Here is a 17,642-nt window from a genome sequence, read left to right as displayed (position 1 = left end):
ACTCCCTCGCTTGCTTGAATCATGTTGCTAAGGTGAACTTCACCTCTTGTCAACTAACATGTTAGAATGCTAAATCACGAGATATGACCAAACTCCAAGATATTGATGCTGCTTTGCTGCCCGAGATCACGACAACCGAAGGGTCATTGACCCAGCGTGTGCATCAGTCCCTGAAACAGGCGATTCTGGCGCTGGATTTTCCGCCCGGCGCGAATCTGCGTAAGGTGCCTGTGTGCGAACGCCTTGGGGTCTCACGCGCCCCTGTCGCAGATGCGATTGCCCGCCTTGCCTCAGAAGGGCTGGTGGATGTGGTGCCGCAATCGGGCACGCGTGTGTCTTATTTCTCGATGGAAGAAATCCGCGAGGGCGTTTTTCTGCGCGAAGCGCTGGAACTTGCAACGGTTGCCAAGGTGGCGCGCGATCTGACGGATGATCAGCGCAAGCGGCTGAGCCGCAACATGCGCCTGCAAGAACTGTTGATCGAGGATGACGACATTCCCGGCTTCTATCAGGCTGATGAAGAGTTCCACGCTCTGCTGATGGAATTCACCGGTTTTCGCCGCCTCGCAGACGTGGCCCAAACCGTCTCGCTGCAGGTCAGCCGGGCCCGGATGCTGTTGCTGCCGACACCAGGGCGGATCGCTGAAACGCTGGCAGAGCATCGGGCAATCTTCGACGCGATCTCTGCCCGCGACGAACAGGGCGCTCAGGATGCGATGCGCTCTCATCTGGGTCAGTTGATGCCGCGCATCGAACAGCTGGAACAACAGCAACCACATCTGTTCAAACCCACCCAACAGCCGAACAGCGAGGCAGGATGACCGTTTCACAGACAGAATTGCTTAATAGCCGTACCGCGCGACCCGTTCCCCTGACGCGGATGGGATTTGGCGGAGCGCCGTTGGGGAACCTGTATCGCAAAGTTACCGAAGAAGACGCGCAGGCGGCATTGCAGGCTGCTTTTGACGCAGGCATCCGGTTTTTCGACACCGCGCCGCAATACGGGCTTGGCCGGTCTGAGCATCGGTTCGGCGAGGCGATCACCCGCTTTGGCCGCGAGAACATCCAGCTGTCGACCAAGATCGGTCGTCTTTTGCTGGATTGCGAACCGCATGAGGTGACCCCCGAAGCTTTTGTCGACGTACCGCAGAAACGCATCGTATTTGACTACACCTACGATGGCGTCATGCGGTCATATGAGGCCAGTCGCGAGCGGATCGGCGTCGCCAATGCCGATATCCTGTTGGTCCATGATGTGTGTGTCTTTAGCCAGGGCAGTCAGGAAATGTCGGACGCCAAGGTGCGTGAGCTGTTCGATGGCGGCGGCTACAAGGCTCTGGCCGAGCTGCGCGATGCCGGTGAGATTGCGGCCATCGGTGCCGGAGTGAACGAATGGCAGGTTTGCGAAAAAATGCTGGGACTTGGTGACTTCGACGGCTTTCTGCTGGCGGGTCGCTATACGCTGCTGGAACAAGAGGCATTGGACAGCTTCCTGCCGCTTTGTGAGAAACGGGATGTGGGGATCATTCTGGGTGGGCCCTACAATTCCGGCATTCTAGCCACTGGTGCCGTTCCGGGGGCCAAATACAACTACGCCGACGCCCCCGAGGATACTCTGGACCGGGTGCGCAAGATCGAAGCGGTCTGCGCCGCGCATGACACTCCCCTGATTGCCGCCGCACTGCAGTTTGTTATGGGCCATCCCTGCGTCAAAACCGTGATCCCCGGGGCCGTGAGCGCTGCCGAAGTGCAGGCTAATGTCGCCCTGCTGGATCGTGACATCCCTGCAGCACTTTGGTCCGATCTGCGCACCGAAGGTCTGATCCGCCCCGACGCACCATTGCCAAAAGAGGCCGCCAATGCTGCGTGACATAAACCCGATCCTGTCGCCAGAGCTGCTTTATGCCCTCAGGGCCATGGGTCATGGCGACGAGATCGTGATTGCAGACGCGAATTTCCCGGGCACGAGCATTGGGCCAGAGTGCATCCGCGCCGACGGGTCCTCGGCCAGCGAGATGCTACAGGCGGTGCTTTCCGTCATGCCACTGGATACATTCGCGCCCGATCCGGCGCTGACGATGCAGGTGGTTGATGATCCGGAGGCAGTGCCTGCAGCCGTAGCCGATTTTCAGAGCATCATCAACGAGACAGCGGACAACCCCGCCCGAATCCAGGGGTTGGAGAGGTTTGCTTTCTATGATCGCGCCGCCAGCGCCTTCGCCATTGTGCAGACCGGAGAACGCAGGCTCTATGGCAATATTATCCTCAAAAAAGGTGTCATCGGATGAGGATCGATGCGCATCAGCATTTCTGGGCACTGGCCCGAGGCGACTATGGCTGGCTGACGCCAGAGTTGAGCGCGATTTACCGGGATTTCACGCCTGAGGATCTACAACCCTTGCTTGCTGCGGCAGGTATCGAAGGCACCGTGTTGGTCCAGGCTGCGCCGACGGTAGCCGAGACGGAATACATGCTGTCCCTGGCCGATCAGACATCGTTCATCAAAGGTGTCGTCGGATGGGTCGATTTCGAAGCCGCTGATGCGCCCGCACAGATCGAAAACCTGTCCAAGCACCTTGCTCTGGTTGGTTTGCGGCCAATGATTCAAGACATCCCTGATCAAGACTGGATGATGAAGGACGCTCTGACCCCGGCGTTTGAGGCCCTGCAGCGCCATGACCTGACCTTTGATGCCCTGACCCTGCCTCAACATCTTGGCCCGTTGCGGCAGCTTCTGGCACGCCACCCGCAGATGCGTGTTGTGATTGACCACGGATCGAAGCCATTGATCCGAGACAAGTTGATTTCTGGCTGGGCCGAGGATATGGCCGCACTTGCCCGCGACACGGATGCCTGGTGCAAGCTGTCGGGCCTGGTCACCGAAGCCGAACCGGATTGGACAATTGACGACCTGCGCCCCTATGTGGATCAACTGCTGGACACGTTTGGCCCGTCACGGTTGATCTGGGGCAGCGATTGGCCGGTCTGCACACTGGCCAGCAGCTATCAACGCTGGCAGGAAACGACGGATGCGCTGCTGAGCGCGCTGAGCAATACCGAACGCAATGCAGTGTTGGGTGGGAACGCCGCCCAGGCCTATAACCTCATGGACTGAAATGACCTTTCCAAATCTGGATTCTGACGGGCTGTGGCTTGGGCGTGTTGAACGCCCCGGAATCGGCCCTTGTGTCGTGACACTGCGCGGCGGGCAATTGATCGACATCACCGCGAAAACGGCGCCAACCGTCCGGGATATTCTCGAACGTGATGACGCGGCTGCTTATACGCGCACCGCATCGGGTGAGGTTTTGGGCCCTCTGGGTGCGAGTCACCAATGGCTCGCCCCGTGCGATCTGCAGGCGGTCAAGGCCTGTGGGGTTACTTTCGCGGGTTCGATGGTTGAACGGGTGATCGAGGAACAAGCCGCCGGTGATCCGGGTCAAGCCGATGCCATCCGGTCGCGTATCGGCGCGCGGATCGGGGACAGCCTGTCGAATATCACCCCCGGCTCGGCAGAGGCCGCCAAAGTCAAAGAAGCGCTGATCGAGGAAGGCTTGTGGAGCCAGTATCTTGAAGTTGGCATCGGTCCGGATGCCGAAGTCTTTTCCAAGGCGCAGACTCTGTCTTCGGTCGGCTTTGGTGCTGAAATCGGGCTGCATCCGATCTCGACCTGGAACAATCCCGAACCCGAAATTGTGTTGGCCGTGAATTCGCAGGGAAAGATCAAGGGTGCAACGCTTGGCAACGACGTGAACCTGCGCGATGTCGAGGGGCGCTCGGCCCTGTTGCTGAGCAAGGCCAAAGACAACAATGCCTCATGTGCGATTGGGCCGATGATCCGGTTGTTCGATGACAGTTTCACGCTTGATGATGTGCGTCAGGCCGAACTGACGTTGACCGTGGCCGGCCCGGACGGGTTTGTTCTGAACGGTAGTTCCTCAATGTCCCAGATCAGCCGCGATCCGGCAGATCTGGTGCAGCAAACGATCGGAAGACATCACCAATACCCGGACGGGTTCATGCTGTTTCTCGGAACGCTCTTTGCTCCGACACAAGATCGCGATACTCCGGGGGGCGGGTTCACTCATAAGCTGGGTGATATCGTCACGATTTCAAACGACAAGCTGGGTGCGCTGACCAACACCGTGCGCCTGTCGACCGAGTGTCCGGAATGGACGTTCGGAGTTTCACACCTGATGCGCAACCTCGCCCAACGCGGCCTGCTGTAAGAAAGCTATGAACATGCTGAACGGAAAACACCTGATTGCTGGCGAATGGGTTGGCTCGGACGCGAGTTTTACCTCGGAGCCCGCACATGGCCCAAGTCATACCTTTCCTGTGGGTACACCCGCGCAGGTGGATGCTGCTGTTGAGGCGGCAGAAGAAGCCTTCGCTAGCTTCGGCTGGTCCACCCGCGCCGAGCGCGCAGCGCTGCTGCGTAAGATCGCCGATGAGATTGATACGCGTGGCGATGCGATAACCCAGATCGGAACCCAGGAAACCGGCCTGCCCGAGGCGCGCTTGCAGGGTGAACGTGGCCGCACCGTTGGCCAGCTGCGCCTGTTCGCCGATCACATTGAGAACGGTGATTACCTGGACCTGCGCCGAGACCCTGCCCTGCCCGACCGCGCGCCGTTGCCACGCCCGGATTTGCATATGATCCAGCGCCCGCTGGGGCCAGTGGCGGTATTTGGGGCCTCGAATTTCCCGTTGGCTTTCTCGGTCGCGGGCGGGGACACTGCTGCGGCGCTGGCTGCCGGCTGTCCGGTGGTGGTCAAGGGCCATCCAGCGCATCCCGGCACCGGCGAAATCGTGGCACAGGCCATCGATGCTGCGATTAAATCCACGCACACCCATCCCGGCGTGTTTTCAGTAATCCAAAGCGACGGGATAGAGGTCGGCACAGCCTTAGCAAATCACCCCATGATCCGAGCCGTTGGGTTTACCGGTTCGCTGCGCGCGGGCCGCGCCTTGTTTGACCTGTGCGCACAACGCGACGAACCCATTCCATTCTTTGGCGAGCTGGGCTCGGTCAACCCGATGTTTATCCTGCCGCAGGCCGCATCGGCACGCGGAGCCGAGATCGGTACAGGCTGGTCCGGCTCGCTGACCATGGGCGTGGGCCAGTTCTGCACCAATCCGGGCATAGCGGTCATCATCGACGGGCCGGACACGGATGTGTTCCAAGCAGCCGCTGAAGTGGGATTGTCTGCAGTAGCGGAGCAGACCATGCTGACCGATGGGATCGCGAGTGCCTATCGTGACGGTGTGGCGCGCGTGGCTTCAGGCACCGGTGTGACGCAAATCATGGGAACAGGCTGTGCGACGCGTGATGCGGCCCCCTATCTGTTCACCGTTTCCGGAGACGACTGGCTGGCCGACCACAAACTTCAGGAAGAGGTGTTTGGTCCGCTCGGCATCGTCGTACGTGCACGCGACACAGAGCAGATGCAACAAATCGCACGGGCCATTGAAGGCCAGTTAACCTGCACGCTGCATCTGGATGAAGGTGACAAGCCGGCTGCACAAGCCTTGCTGCCGTTGCTGGAGCGCAAGGCCGGCCGTCTTCTGGCCAACAGCTTCCCAACCGGCGTCGAGGTTTGCGATAGCATGGTGCATGGCGGCCCCTATCCGGCATCGACGAATTTTGGCGCAACCTCGGTCGGGACCCTGTCGATCCGGCGCTTCCTGAGGCCTGTCTGCTATCAGGATATCCCCACTGAACTGCTACCAGAACAAGTGTGAGAGAGACGATGGCTTCCCATTCCCCTTCCAACCGCCTGCCCGGTAAGACCGTCCTGATAACAGCCGCCGGTCAGGGGATCGGGCGCGCTTCGGCCGAGCTTTTTGCTGCTGAGGGCGCGCGCGTAATTGCCAGTGATATCAATGACGCTTCGCTGGCTGAGTTGGCGCTCATCAACGGGATTGAGACCCTGAAACTGGATGTGACGGATGCCGATGCAGTTCAAGCCGCGACGTCAGCACTGCCACCTTTGGACGTGCTCTTTAACTGCGCTGGTTTCGTCGCGGCCGGATCGATTCTGGAATGCTCCGACAAAGACTGGGATTTCAGCTTCGACCTGAATGTAAAGGCGATGTACCGGCTCATCCGCCTGATACTGCCTGCGATGATCGAGAACGGAGGCGGTTCCATCATCAACATGTCATCAGTTGCGTCATCTTTGACCGGCGTTCCGAACCGATTTGCCTATTGCGCGTCCAAGGCGGCAGTGATCGGCCTGACCAAATCGGTTGCAGCCGATTTCGTGACTCAAGGCATCCGTTGCAACGCGATCTGCCCGGGAACAGTCGACAGTCCGAGCCTACATGACCGCCTGCGTGCGACGGGTGACTACAACAAGGCAATGACTGACTTTATCGCACGTCAACCTATGGGGCGGATCGGTACGGCCGAGGAAGTGGCGGAACTTGCGTTGTATCTTGCAAGCGACGCCAGCGCCTACACCACAGGCCAGCCCTTTGCCATCGATGGCGGCTGGACCACCTGATCAATAGAGGAGCGAGACATGAAGCTTTTACGCTATGGGCCGGTCGGCGCAGAGAAACCCGGAGTTCTGGACAACAACGGCGCTATCCGTGATCTTACGGGCGTTGTGGACGATATAGCCGGCGATGTCTTGGGCGATGAAGGTATAGCACGTCTCCGCGCACTCGACCCGTCCTCGTTGCCGATTGTCGAAGGCAATCCGCGCATCGGTGCCTGCGTGGGGCACGTTGGCAAGTTCATCTGCATCGGGCTGAACTATGCAGATCACGCCGCCGAAAGCGGAATGGAATTGCCCGCAGAACCAGTGATCTTTTTCAAAGCCACCTCTGCCATTATGGGGCCCTACGATACGGTAGAAATCCCGCGTGGTTCGGTCAAAACGGATTGGGAGGTCGAACTGGGTGTGGTGATCGGAAAGCCCACCAAATACGTATCCGAGGCCGAGGCACTGGATCACGTGGCCGGTTATTGTGTGGTGAACGATTTGTCGGAGCGCGACTTTCAGCTGCATCGCTCTGGCCAGTGGGTCAAAGGCAAATCCGCAGACACATTCGGCCCAATCGGCCCCTGGCTGGTGACACGGGATGAGGTTCCGGATCCTCAGAATTTGTCTATGTATTTGGACGTGAATGGTCGGCGTTATCAGGATGGATCGACCAGAACCATGCACTTTAGTGTGGCGACAGTGGTTTCTCACTTGTCACAATTCATGTCGTTGCAACCGGGAGACGTAATCTCGACCGGGACCCCTCCGGGTGTTGGCATGGGTCAGAATCCGCAGGTTTATCTCAAACCCAACGACCAGATGGAGCTGGGTATTGAAGGGTTAGGTGTGCAGCGGCAATCGGTCGTTCAGGGGTAAGATTGCGGATTCAAACTGGTGTCTTAGGGGATTGACTGGTCTTTATGATCAATCGTTCCGAACCAGAATCTTAGACAAACATCACCACATAATTGGTTAGTGTTTATTGGCTCTTGGTACAAATCAGAACGCCCGCAGCGTTGGTACTACGGGCGGTTCTGCGACGCTGGTTGCGGAACGCAATTGAAATGTCAGATATAGGCGCGAACCCAACATACACAACTCGTCACTAAATTTCTGCTATGCGGGACGAAGCGGGCATTGGAGTTACTCATTTGAATGGTAGCTTTCGAGGCCCGCTCCTTTCTGGAAGCTTAGTCTGCCTCTGCGAAGTACGACAGTTCAGGAACCGTCTGATTCACATCAATTTGGAGAACTTCGGCAGACACAACATTATGTTCTACAAATGAGTCCGCTGCAATGCGTTGGCGCAAGTCTGCGTCGCATTGCGACACCCGTATTTCATCACTAAACTTCGGCTTCGCGGACATCACATCCCTGCCCTGCCTACATCAAAGTTGGCGGAACAGGCTCCCCAAAAAAGGCGCCAATAACGGCTTAGTGGACAAAGTAAACTTTCGCCGCATCAGAACCAATAGCCACTTTCGATCAAAGAGAAGCGTCACTAAAATTGGGCTGGCTATTCAAGACAGATCACAAGATGAGTTGATCAATTGTCTTTGGATGATTGGTCACTGGCTCATGGCCGTCTTGCGTTATGATAAAGCTGTCACCGATCTGGGCACGGAAGGTATCTACTGACACAGATCCATCCACTGCAAAAACCATGCCTGGTTGGAGTATTGTTGTGTCGCCGGTGACCAATTGTGGAGCTTCCAGAAAACTGAAACCTGTCGCACGGCCACAACGAAAAGGATACTCGTATCCTGCACCTTGAATAACTTCTGCATATGCAGCGTGAACGCTTTCTGCTGTCACACCGGGGCGCAACGCATTAAGCGCAGCTTGCTGACTGGCCAGTGCGACCTCATAGACCGCGGCCTGAGACGGGTCATTAATCTCGCCAATCCAAAAGGTTCGGTCAAAGCCCAGCTTGAAGCGGTGAAAATTGGTCATGCCGCAGAAACAGAGGAACACCGGCTCGCCGCGCCGCATGATACGTGTGGTGGCGCGGTGATGGGTCTTTGTGATTGCCTCACCTGAAGCCATGATTTGCAGGAAGTGCGTATTCGGTGACATATCGGCGTCATCGTAATAGGCGCTCAGAAGTTCTGCCGCTTTGCGCGTTCCTGCTTGCGATGTGGCAAGGGCTACTTCGTATTCCGGCACACCATCCCCGATGGCAGCGCGACCGGCGTTCATCATGGCGTTTGCGACCTGACCTGCATGGCGGGCAAGCAGTAGTTCTCGGTCGGATTTGATCATCCGCATCTCGGACAGGATCGGTGTGATCGAGGTGAGATTTTGCGCACCAACCAGTTCATCAACATATGCGCGCACAAGGGCTGGCATGTGATTGGACTCTATTCCAATTCGCCTGGCACCTTTGACGGCGGCAGGCAATTCAGCGCGCCATTCCGCCCCCATTCCGTCATTCCAGGCCGCAATCCTGTCTACACGCGCCGCAGATTGAGCCGTGTTGAGGTCAATCGTGGGTGTGATCAACAGGCTGGAGCCGTCGCGCGGCACCACCAGTATGGTCGGGCGGCCAAATTCCATATGCAAATAGTCGTAGTACCCTGACAGGTAATAGACATTGTCGTCATCGGTGATGAAAGCGACATCAAGACCTTTTTTGCCCATTTCAACGCGAAGCGTATTCATACGGGAATCGAACATGGTTAATCGCATCCGTTTCCGGCTACCGGCAGGCGGTCACGCACCAGTTGCGCCCAAAACGCGACCCCAATTGGCAACAGATCATCGTTGAAATCATAATCGTCCGAATGGAGGGGCTGGCCACACGGCCCCTCTTGCCCGTTGCCGAGCAGCAAGAAGCACCCTGGAACAGCAGCCGAGAAATGTGCGAAATCCTCCGAGAAACTCATAGGTTCGCGATTGCCTTCAGTCTCCAGCCCCAAGGCGAGAGCCGCGTCTACGACTGCGCGAGTTTGTTCCGGGGCATTGATCGTCTCGATGAATTCTGTGTTGAATGTCATAGATACTTCTACGCCGTGGGCGGCTCCGATACCGTCCACAAGCTGGCGCATAAGGCGCGCGACCTCCTCGCGATCTTCGGGCATCCGTGCGCGCACATCCCCCTTGAGGGTTGCGACACCAGGTAGGACATTGCGCTGACCATCGGTCAGGAATTCCGTCACCGAAACGACAACACCCGCGCCCGGAGCAAGCTTTCGCGAGACGATAGTTTGCAAGGCCTGCACAATCTCTGCCCCGATCGTAATCGCATCCCGCCCAACCTGCGGCATGGAGGCGTGACCTCCTTGTCCTTCGATCAGTATCTCAAACAGGCTTTCGCTCGAACAGATCTGACCGGGCCGCGTGGAAATCTGCCCCACCGGCGCGGCAGGAAGATTGTGAATGGCATAGACTTCCTCAACTGGAAAACGCTCCAACACACCCTCGGCGATCATGGCTTGCGCGCCTAATCCGTGCTCTTCGTTAGGTTGGAAAATGAACAGCACCGTGCCATCGAAATCGGGCTCTTCAGCAAGGGCTGCCGCCGCGCCCAAGAGAATGGTCATATGGCCGTCATGCCCACACGCATGCATCACACCAGCCGTCTGTGAGACATAGTCATGGCTGCTTGCCTCATGTATCGGCAGTGCGTCCATGTCAGCTCTTATACCGATGGCGCGATTGCCTGTCCCACGTTTCAGGACACCAACAACACCCGCGCCGACATGGGTCTCGATTCCGAGATCTTCTAGGATGCCTGCAACCCGTGCTTTCGTGCTTTCTTCAGCAAACCCGAGTTCGGGCATTCTGTGAAATTCATGGCGTAGGGCAATCAGGTCTATTGGTGGCATTCGTTTTTCTCACTGGATGGTCTCCAACGAGGTTAACTTGAAAATTCGGCAATGCAGGCAGGAAAACGACCTATGGCAGGAAATCTAACAAATACCTGAAACACCAGCGTATGATCAAAGCAGACATTCGCGCCGGTCGCAGCATCATCCATTTGGGCTCTTACTTCCAGTCGGAGTACACCGCAGAGAATGATGGCAGCGAGCCCAACCTGTGAGTTCACTTTTTTCGCTGCGCGCGCAAGTAACACAGTTTTTGCTGTATGCGCATCATAGTTGGCTCGGCGACGCGGCGTGAAAACCAGCCATTCGTGCCACACGCAACGAGAGTTTGTCGGGTAAAGTGCAAGGAGTGGACAAAGCGGGCACTAGAGTAGCCTAGGGTTAGGAGCTAGATCATCCAAGCTCAACTGCATAACCACTCGGTTTTTCGCCGCTTTTGGCTGTTAGGCGAGGTCGATCTTGGTGGCTTTTCCAAACGCTCAAGATTTGGTTTTATCTATTATGATAGAAAACGAGCGGCTTGCTGGCGGCTAATATTAGCGTTTGCAACCCTGCAATCAATGACGGAGTTTATCCGCCTTGAACGGTGCCAGGCTCTCTCGAAACTGCTCGATAAACTCAAGCGTCACCAGTGATGGTTGCTTCAAAATCGGGCGCACAAGGGAAAGTGTATGTGACAGGAGCGGTTTGAACGGTCGGTAGCTCAATCCGTTGTCTGCATATTGAACGGCGTCCAGCTCGCTCACCACGGAAACCCCGACACCTTTTACCGCCAATTCACAAGCCGCCGTGAACTGCCTGACTTCGATGTGGGAATTCAGTTTGACGCTGGCGTTTTGAAACGCTTTTGAAAGTTGTCCAAAAAAAACGCTGTCGCGCCGTGTGTGAATAATCTTGGCATTTGCAAGATCCGTAGGTGTCACCTCGGAGAGTTTTTCCAGTTCATGTCCGGTAGGAAACACGCAAACCGTACGGACATCGATGTCTCTGCTTTCGACGGCCGGATGCCCGTTAAAGCTGTCTGTGATTCCGAAATCATATTGCTCACCGATCATCCACTCGAGAATGCGTTCCGGTCTGTCAGGCTCGATCGTCATAGTTACACCTGGCCGATCTTCTAAAAACGTGGCGATGACGTTAGGAAGGTGACTGGTGGCGAACCCGGGCAAGCATGCGATGCGGATGTGTCCCGCTTTGCGTTGCGTTATGTCCTGACTGACATCCGAGATCTGCTTCATCAATTCCAAAACACGCTCTACGCTGGGTTGCAGATAACGCACTTCCTGCGAAGGCACTAAGCGACCTTCACGGCGATCAAAAAGTTGAAAGCCAAGCGATTTTTCCAGATCAGAAAGCAGTCGACTGACCGCAGGCTGGCTTATCCCAAGATCCGTAGCTGCAGCAGTGACCGACCCATTTGTAGAAACTGCCATGAGCGCTTCCAATTGGCGGATCCTCAAAGTTTGACTCATGCTTTGAACCTGGTTCGTTGTTTGCTTTGTAAGTTTATAATGTTATGTTATGTTTTTCTCAAAAATTAAATGCTTGAATTATAAAATTGTGACGTTAACGTCGTGAAATCGTCATGTGTGCTGATTACGCGTTGCGGTCGGTATTCAACGAAGCATCAACACTGATGCATGGGAGGAATCATGAATAAGCAATTTCTCGGCGCTCTCGCCGTAACTACTGCGTTGTCCCCCGTGGCGGCGATGGCGCAAACTGAAGTTCAGTTCTGGCACGCCTTCACCGGCCGACTGGGTGAGCTTGTTAAAGCGCAGGTTGAAGAGTTCAACGCCAGCCAGGACGAGTTCGTCGTGGTCGAAAGCCACAAGGGTAACTACTCGGAAACTCTGAACGCAGGTATTGCGGCTTTCCGTGCCGGTGAGCAGCCCCACATTTTGATGGTCTTCGAGGTGGGCACGGCAACGATGATGTCGGCTGAGGGTGCGATCAAACCCGTTTATGAAGTGATGGCAGAAAGCGGCGCATCCTTTGATCCGGATGCATATATCGGGGCTGTCAAAGGATACTATACGACCACAGACGGTCAGATGCTGTCTCTGCCTTTCAACTCGTCCACGCCTGTTCTGTGGGTCAATCGCGATGCCTTCGAAGCGGCGGGCGTTGATCCGGACACGGATTTGTCGACCTGGGAAAAGGTTGGTGATGTATTAGAGCAGCTGAAGGCCGGCGGCGAGGACTGCCCGCTGGTGACCGCATGGCAGAGCTGGATTCACCTCGAGAACCTGTCGGCCTATCACGACGTTCCGTTCGCATCGCAGGACAACGGTTTTGCCGGTCTGGACACTGAACTGATGCTGAACGGTCCGGCGCAGGTCGCACATCTGACGGCAATGGGTGACTGGGCCAAGGATGGCAAATTCATCTACACCGGGCGTAGAAACGAAGGTGGTGCAAACTTCCGGGCTGGAGAATGCGCGTTGTTTACGGAAAGCTCAGCCGGTTACGCCGGTATCAGCTCCGAGGCTGAGTTCAAGTTCGACGTGCGCCCGCTGCCCTATTGGGAAGCCTTGGTGAGCGAGCCGCAGAACACTATTATCGGTGGCGCTTCGCTTTGGGTGATGGAAGGCCATGATCCTGAAGCATACAAGGGCGTGGGTGAATTCCTCAGCTTCCTGTCATCGTCAGGCGTGCAAGCTTCGTGGCATCAGAATACTGGTTATCTTCCGATCACGGCGGACGCAGGCGATGTTACGCGCGCTGCAGGTTTCTATGAGCAAAACCCCGGTACGGATATCGCGGTGATCCAGATGACTGCGAAAGAACCAACCGCAAACTCGAAAGGTCTGCGTCTGGGATCGTTCGACCAGATCCGCGGCATCATCGACGAAGAGCTTGAAGCCGTCTGGTCTGGTGAAAAAACCGCTCAGGAAGCGATGGATAGCGCGAAAGAGCGCGGTGATGCACTGCTGCGCCGGTTCGAATCCGCCAATCAATAAGTGTTAATTTGATGCGGGCCTACTAAAGGCCCGCATTTTCTTTCTTCAGTGGACTATCAGGATGGAAAAACGCGTCACCTTCCGCGGCTGGCTTTTGCCATTGGCGCTGATCGCCCCTCAGGTCATCATCTCCGCTGTTTTCTTTTTCTATCCCGCCGGTCAGGCCGTCTGGCAGTCACTTTTCATACCTGACCCTTTTGGGCTGTCGTCTCAGTTCGTGGGGCTGGGTAACTTTGAATTTCTGCTGAGCGACAGATATTACCGCGCCTCATTCGTCACGACTGCTGTGTTTTCGACGCTGGTTACGCTCTGCTCTATGATCCCGGCTTTGTTTTTGGCCGTTATCGCGGATCGCCTGATCAAGGGGTCGGGTGTTTATCGGACGCTGCTGATCTGGCCATACGCCGTCGCGCCAGCCGTGGCTGGTGTGCTGTGGCTGTTTATGTTCAATACCCGAGTTGGCGTGGTGTCGTGGTATCTAGGACAACTTGGCTATGACTGGAACCACGTCCTGAACGATGCCGAAGCGATGGGCCTGGTGGTTGTCGCCTCGGCCTGGGGTCGCATCAGCTATAACTTTCTGTTCTTCTTTGCCGCGCTGCAATCCGTTCCCCGCTCGGTCATCGAAGCGGCTGCGATTGACGGCGCCCATTTCTGGCGTCGGTTTTTTACCATTGTGCTGCCACTTCTTTCCCCTACGGCCTTCTTCCTGCTGGTGGTGAACATTGTCTACGCCTTTTTTGAAACCTTTGGGGTGATCCACACGATCACCGGTGGTGGGCCACAGCAGGCGACGACAATTTTGGTCTACAAAGTCTTTTCAGACGGGTTTGTCGGGCAGGATCTCGGGTCATCCTCGGCGCAATCGGTCATCCTTCTGATTGTCGTTGGCCTGCTGACCGTCGTGCAGTTCAAATACGTTGAAAAGAGGGTGCATTACTGATGGCGGCCCAGCAACACGGAATGGTCGAGAAACGCGGCGCGAGCATCTGGCTGACCCACGCCCTCATGATCCTTGGCGTTCTGATCATCTTTTTTCCGATCTGGCTGGCCTTTGTCGCATCGACCGTCACCCAAGCCGATATCATCTCACCCCCTATGCCCGTAGTGCCGGGCGATCAGTTCTGGGTGAATTACAAAGCGGCGCTGTTCTCTGGGATAAACGTGCCTGTCGCAACTATGCTGTTCAACAGTCTGGTGATGGCCATTGGCATTGCGGTTGGAAAAATCATCATTTCGCTACTGTCAGCATTTGCGATTGTCTATTTCCGTTTCCCCGGGCGAACGACATTCTTCTGGCTGATTTTCCTAACACTTATGCTGCCGGTCGAAGTCCGCATCGTTCCGACATTCGAAGTTGTCGCTGGGTTTGGAATGCTTAACAGCTATTACGGGCTGATCTTCCCCCTGATTGCTTCGGCAACGGCGACCTTCCTGTTCCGTCAGTTCTTCCTGACGATCCCCGATGAACTAGCCGAAGCCGCCCGAGTGGACGGTGCCCGCCCGATGCGGTTCTTCATTGATATAGTTGTTCCCATGAGCCGGACCAACATCGCGGCACTGTTCGTGATCCTGTTTATCTATGGGTGGAACCAATACCTCTGGCCGCTGCTCATCACCACTGATCCCGAAATGAATACCATCGTGATGGGCATCAAACAGATGTTCCCGTCCGGCGATGATTTTGCCCATTGGCCGACAATCATGGCCACATCCATTCTGGCGATGATCCCGCCGGTCATCGTGGTGGTTTCGATGCAAAAGCTCTTTGTCCGCGGCCTTGTCGATAGCGAGAAGTAAGAAATGGCAACAGTAACCCTAGAGAACGTCAAAAAGAGCTTTGGCCCGACGGACGTCATCCATGGCATCGATATCGATATTGCGGATGGTGAGTTCATCGTGATCGTTGGCCCCTCGGGCTGCGGCAAGTCCACGCTGTTGCGGATGGTTGCGGGGCTTGAAACCGTGACTGCGGGTGAAATCCGAATTGGGGATGAACGAGCCAACGACAAGGAGCCGATGGATCGTGACATCGCGATGGTGTTCCAGAACTATGCACTCTATCCACATATGTCTGTGCGACAGAATATGGGCTACGGCCTTAAGATCGCCGGCCTTCCAAAGAACCAGATCGACCAGAAGGTGACTGAGGCCGCCAAACTGTTGCAACTGGAACCCTTATTGGATCGCAAACCAAGACAACTTTCCGGCGGCCAACGTCAGAGGGTGGCGATGGGTAGGGCAATTGTTCGCGAGCCCGCTGTCTTCTTGTTTGATGAACCGCTGTCGAACCTGGACGCTAAACTGCGTGTTCAGATGCGTCTGGAAATTCGTGAACTTCAGGAGAAGTTGGGCATCACTTCGCTTTACGTAACCCATGATCAGGTCGAAGCGATGACGATGGCAGACAGGATGATCGTCATGAACGGCGGTATCGCAGAGCAGATTGGAACTCCGCTCGAGGTTTACGAAACGCCGAGAACCCTGTTTGCAGCGCAGTTCATTGGCAGCCCTGCGATGAATGTGTTAGATGCCCGACGTGAAAACGGGGCAATCAAGATCGGTGAAATAGAGGTCGGTCCGTCTGCAGGACCGGATACCGAGCTAAAACTGGGGATCCGCCCAGAGCATCTGCTGTTGGCCGACAACGGCCCGCTGGAAGCGGCAATTCAGATGGCAGAACCATTGGGCGCAAACACTCTGTTGCACGGCCAACTCGCGGGGATTGGCGGAGCGATCACAATAAGCCTTCCGGGCGTCCATCCGATCGAGGGCCGACATCCGAATATGCGGTTTTCGGTCGCCTCCGAACACATGCATCTGTTTGACCATTCAACCGGGGAAAGGCTGGAAAGCTAATGGGGTTTCCGCAGGTCGAAGCATTTCGTGGCGGTAACAACCTAATCCGTGTTGTGGGCCATCGGGGTGCGAGGGGCGTTTTACCTGAAAACAGCATGATTGGCTTTGATTTCTCACTGTCCATCGGCGTACCGCTTCTTGAATTTGATGTTGTCCTGACGGCCGATGACGTTCCGGTCATAACCCACAACCATCGTCTGCACGCATCTAACTTTCGCGACACCAATGGCCTGTTTCTTTCCGGAGAAGAGCCAAAAGTCTCTTCTCTGACTTTCGAGCAGATCCAGCAATTCGATATTGGACGGTTAGACGGACACTCTGCCTATGGCCGACGCTTCCCGGATCAGGCGCAACTGGACGGCGTTCGTGTCCCAAGGCTGATAGACTTGCTCGAGTTGGTAACCGAACCAAAATACGGCGATGCGTATCTGATGCTCGAACTGAAGTCGGATCCTGACCTGGCTCACGATGCGCATTATCGAGAGAGCTTTGTTGGGCGAGTTCTTCAGGAAGTTCGCGCCAAAGGTCTATCTTCGCGCGCGGTTTTGCACAGTTTTGACTGGAACCTTTTAGAGGAATGCCAGCGACAGGCTCCGGATATGCCGTCTTCTTACCTTACGCAGCTTCCGGAAAACGAGGACGATGTAGGCGAGGATTCCTCGAAAGCGGTTTGCCCAGACTTTCGCGGTCGCTGCGACGAAATCCCACTTCTGGTCAAGCAAGCCGGTGGTTCGCTTTGGTGCCCATACTATGCGGATGTGACAGCAGAAAACGTGGCCCTCGCAAAAGAGCTAAGCCTATGTGTCGCCGTTTGGACCGTCAATGAGCACGAAGAAATAAGCAGGATGATCGACCTGCGCGTGGATGCAATCGTATCTGATTACCCTGGGCGGGTTCAAAGGCATCTGTCGGATTTAGGCATGGGGTGGTATGTCAGCAACCAGTGAATTCTGCGCCGCATATCCGTGACGTTTCTTGTGCTTCTTCCAGTCACAGTCGGAAAGGATCATTCACATCATAACTTCAACCTGCTGTGTAAGACGTAAAGCATAATGGCTATATCTGGAAAGACCAAGCCTCGATGGAAGCTTTCCTGAATAGTGATCTCTTCAAGGGTATCCCGGCAGCCTACGGCATCGTGGGAGCTCCCAACGTTCAGATCGCACGAGGCCTCTATCCTCTTCGGTAAGACATTGCCTAAAGAGGGAAACCAGTCCAAAAGTCCAAGAGGTCAAACACCGATCTGCGAGACCGGGTCGGCGCTTTAACGCACGCCGATCTATCGCCATACTGACAGGTTAGCTGCCGGATATTGCTGAGGGTTCCAATTAGCCGTTCGCCGCGAAGTGTTCCGCTGATCGCATTGGGCCATATGCATCAGCTCCGTTCGACCCAAATGGTTGCGGGAGTAGGATTTGAACCTACGACCTTCAGGTTATGAGCCTGACGAGCTACCGGGCTGCTCCATCCCGCGACACTTTGCGTTGGCCTATCGCTTA

The 17,642-nt window shown here is 55.8% G+C and carries 16 protein-coding genes and 1 tRNA gene; 13 read left to right on the top strand and 4 right to left on the bottom strand.

The window, feature by feature from the left end; genetic code table 11:
• Positions 1-83: 83 nt before the first annotated feature.
• Genes ACR0NF_RS20980 through ACR0NF_RS20945 form a run of 8 tightly spaced genes read left to right on the top strand, consistent with a single transcriptional unit; the run spans position 84 to position 7,370 of the window.
• The gene (locus ACR0NF_RS20980) at positions 84-821 is read left to right on the top strand and encodes a GntR family transcriptional regulator (protein WP_480778895.1); all 738 of its coding nucleotides are present in this window, start codon (positions 84-86) and stop codon (positions 819-821) included.
• The gene (locus ACR0NF_RS20975; RefSeq protein ID WP_480778894.1) at positions 818-1,870 is read left to right on the top strand and encodes an aldo/keto reductase; all 1,053 of its coding nucleotides are present in this window, start codon (positions 818-820) and stop codon (positions 1,868-1,870) included. Before ACR0NF_RS20980 ends, ACR0NF_RS20975 begins: the two co-directional genes overlap by 4 nt.
• Entirely contained in the window at positions 1,860-2,288 is a 429-nt protein-coding gene (locus tag ACR0NF_RS20970) for an RbsD/FucU family protein (RefSeq protein ID WP_480778893.1), read from the top strand. The genes ACR0NF_RS20975 and ACR0NF_RS20970 overlap by 11 nt, the downstream gene beginning before the upstream one ends.
• A complete protein-coding gene (locus ACR0NF_RS20965; RefSeq protein ID WP_480778892.1) occupies positions 2,285-3,115 on the top strand; it encodes an amidohydrolase family protein in 831 nt (276 codons plus the stop codon). The genes ACR0NF_RS20970 and ACR0NF_RS20965 overlap by 4 nt, the downstream gene beginning before the upstream one ends.
• Before the next feature lies 1 nt (position 3,116).
• A complete protein-coding gene (locus tag ACR0NF_RS20960; RefSeq protein ID WP_480471216.1) occupies positions 3,117-4,229 on the top strand; it encodes a fumarylacetoacetate hydrolase family protein in 1,113 nt (370 codons plus the stop codon).
• A gap of 13 nt (positions 4,230-4,242) precedes the next feature.
• Positions 4,243-5,745, top strand: coding sequence for an aldehyde dehydrogenase (NADP(+)) (locus tag ACR0NF_RS20955; protein ID WP_480778891.1), 1,503 nt, complete (start codon positions 4,243-4,245; stop codon positions 5,743-5,745).
• A gap of 8 nt (positions 5,746-5,753) precedes the next feature.
• Positions 5,754-6,509 (top strand): SDR family oxidoreductase, encoded by a 756-nt coding sequence (locus ACR0NF_RS20950; protein ID WP_480471218.1) that lies wholly within the window; start codon positions 5,754-5,756, stop codon positions 6,507-6,509.
• 18 nt (positions 6,510-6,527) lie between these two features.
• The gene (locus tag ACR0NF_RS20945) at positions 6,528-7,370 is read left to right on the top strand and encodes a fumarylacetoacetate hydrolase family protein (RefSeq protein ID WP_480667148.1); all 843 of its coding nucleotides are present in this window, start codon (positions 6,528-6,530) and stop codon (positions 7,368-7,370) included.
• Between the two features lie 654 nt (positions 7,371-8,024).
• On the opposite strand, the gene ACR0NF_RS20940 is transcribed toward ACR0NF_RS20945, so the two are convergent.
• The 3 genes from ACR0NF_RS20940 to ACR0NF_RS20930 form a co-directional block, all read right to left on the bottom strand.
• Positions 8,025-9,170, bottom strand: coding sequence for a M24 family metallopeptidase (locus ACR0NF_RS20940; protein ID WP_480778890.1), 1,146 nt, complete (start codon positions 9,168-9,170; stop codon positions 8,025-8,027).
• A 2-nt stretch (positions 9,171-9,172) separates the two neighbouring features.
• Positions 9,173-10,321 (bottom strand): amidohydrolase, encoded by a 1,149-nt coding sequence (locus ACR0NF_RS20935; protein ID WP_480667146.1) that lies wholly within the window; start codon positions 10,319-10,321, stop codon positions 9,173-9,175.
• Positions 10,322-10,878: 557 nt separating this feature from the next.
• Positions 10,879-11,793 carry a LysR substrate-binding domain-containing protein gene (locus ACR0NF_RS20930; RefSeq protein ID WP_480471222.1) on the bottom strand — a complete coding sequence of 305 codons (915 nt, stop codon included), beginning with the start codon at positions 11,791-11,793 and terminating at the stop codon, positions 10,879-10,881.
• A gap of 180 nt (positions 11,794-11,973) precedes the next feature.
• Between ACR0NF_RS20930 and ugpB the strand changes: the two genes are divergently transcribed.
• The 5 genes from ugpB (at position 11,974) to ACR0NF_RS20905 (ending at position 17,090) form a co-directional block, all read left to right on the top strand.
• Positions 11,974-13,284 (top strand): sn-glycerol-3-phosphate ABC transporter substrate-binding protein UgpB, encoded by a 1,311-nt coding sequence (gene ugpB / locus ACR0NF_RS20925; RefSeq protein WP_480659076.1) that lies wholly within the window; start codon positions 11,974-11,976, stop codon positions 13,282-13,284.
• Positions 13,285-13,345: 61 nt separating this feature from the next.
• Positions 13,346-14,227 (top strand): sn-glycerol-3-phosphate ABC transporter permease UgpA, encoded by an 882-nt coding sequence (ugpA, locus tag ACR0NF_RS20920; RefSeq protein WP_480471224.1) that lies wholly within the window; start codon positions 13,346-13,348, stop codon positions 14,225-14,227.
• Between the two features lie 20 nt (positions 14,228-14,247).
• A complete protein-coding gene (ugpE, locus tag ACR0NF_RS20915) occupies positions 14,248-15,084 on the top strand; it encodes a sn-glycerol-3-phosphate ABC transporter permease UgpE (protein WP_480471933.1) in 837 nt (278 codons plus the stop codon).
• A 3-nt stretch (positions 15,085-15,087) separates the two neighbouring features.
• On the top strand, positions 15,088-16,143 hold the full coding sequence (ugpC, locus tag ACR0NF_RS20910; protein ID WP_480471225.1) for a sn-glycerol-3-phosphate ABC transporter ATP-binding protein UgpC: 1,056 nt from the start codon (positions 15,088-15,090) through the stop codon (positions 16,141-16,143).
• Positions 16,143-17,090, top strand: a complete 948-nt coding sequence (locus tag ACR0NF_RS20905) for a glycerophosphodiester phosphodiesterase family protein (protein WP_480471226.1) — start codon at positions 16,143-16,145, stop codon at positions 17,088-17,090. Before ugpC ends, ACR0NF_RS20905 begins: the two co-directional genes overlap by 1 nt.
• Before the next feature lie 450 nt (positions 17,091-17,540).
• Here the strand turns inward: ACR0NF_RS20905 and ACR0NF_RS20900 are convergent.
• Positions 17,541-17,617: transfer RNA gene (locus ACR0NF_RS20900), tRNA-Met, on the bottom strand.
• Positions 17,618-17,642: the final 25 nt, after the last annotated feature.

Source organism: Ruegeria sp. CF4 (genome assembly GCF_056537345.1).
Note: the sequence above shows the minus strand (reverse complement) of the source record. Positions and strands in the feature narration are given on the sequence as shown.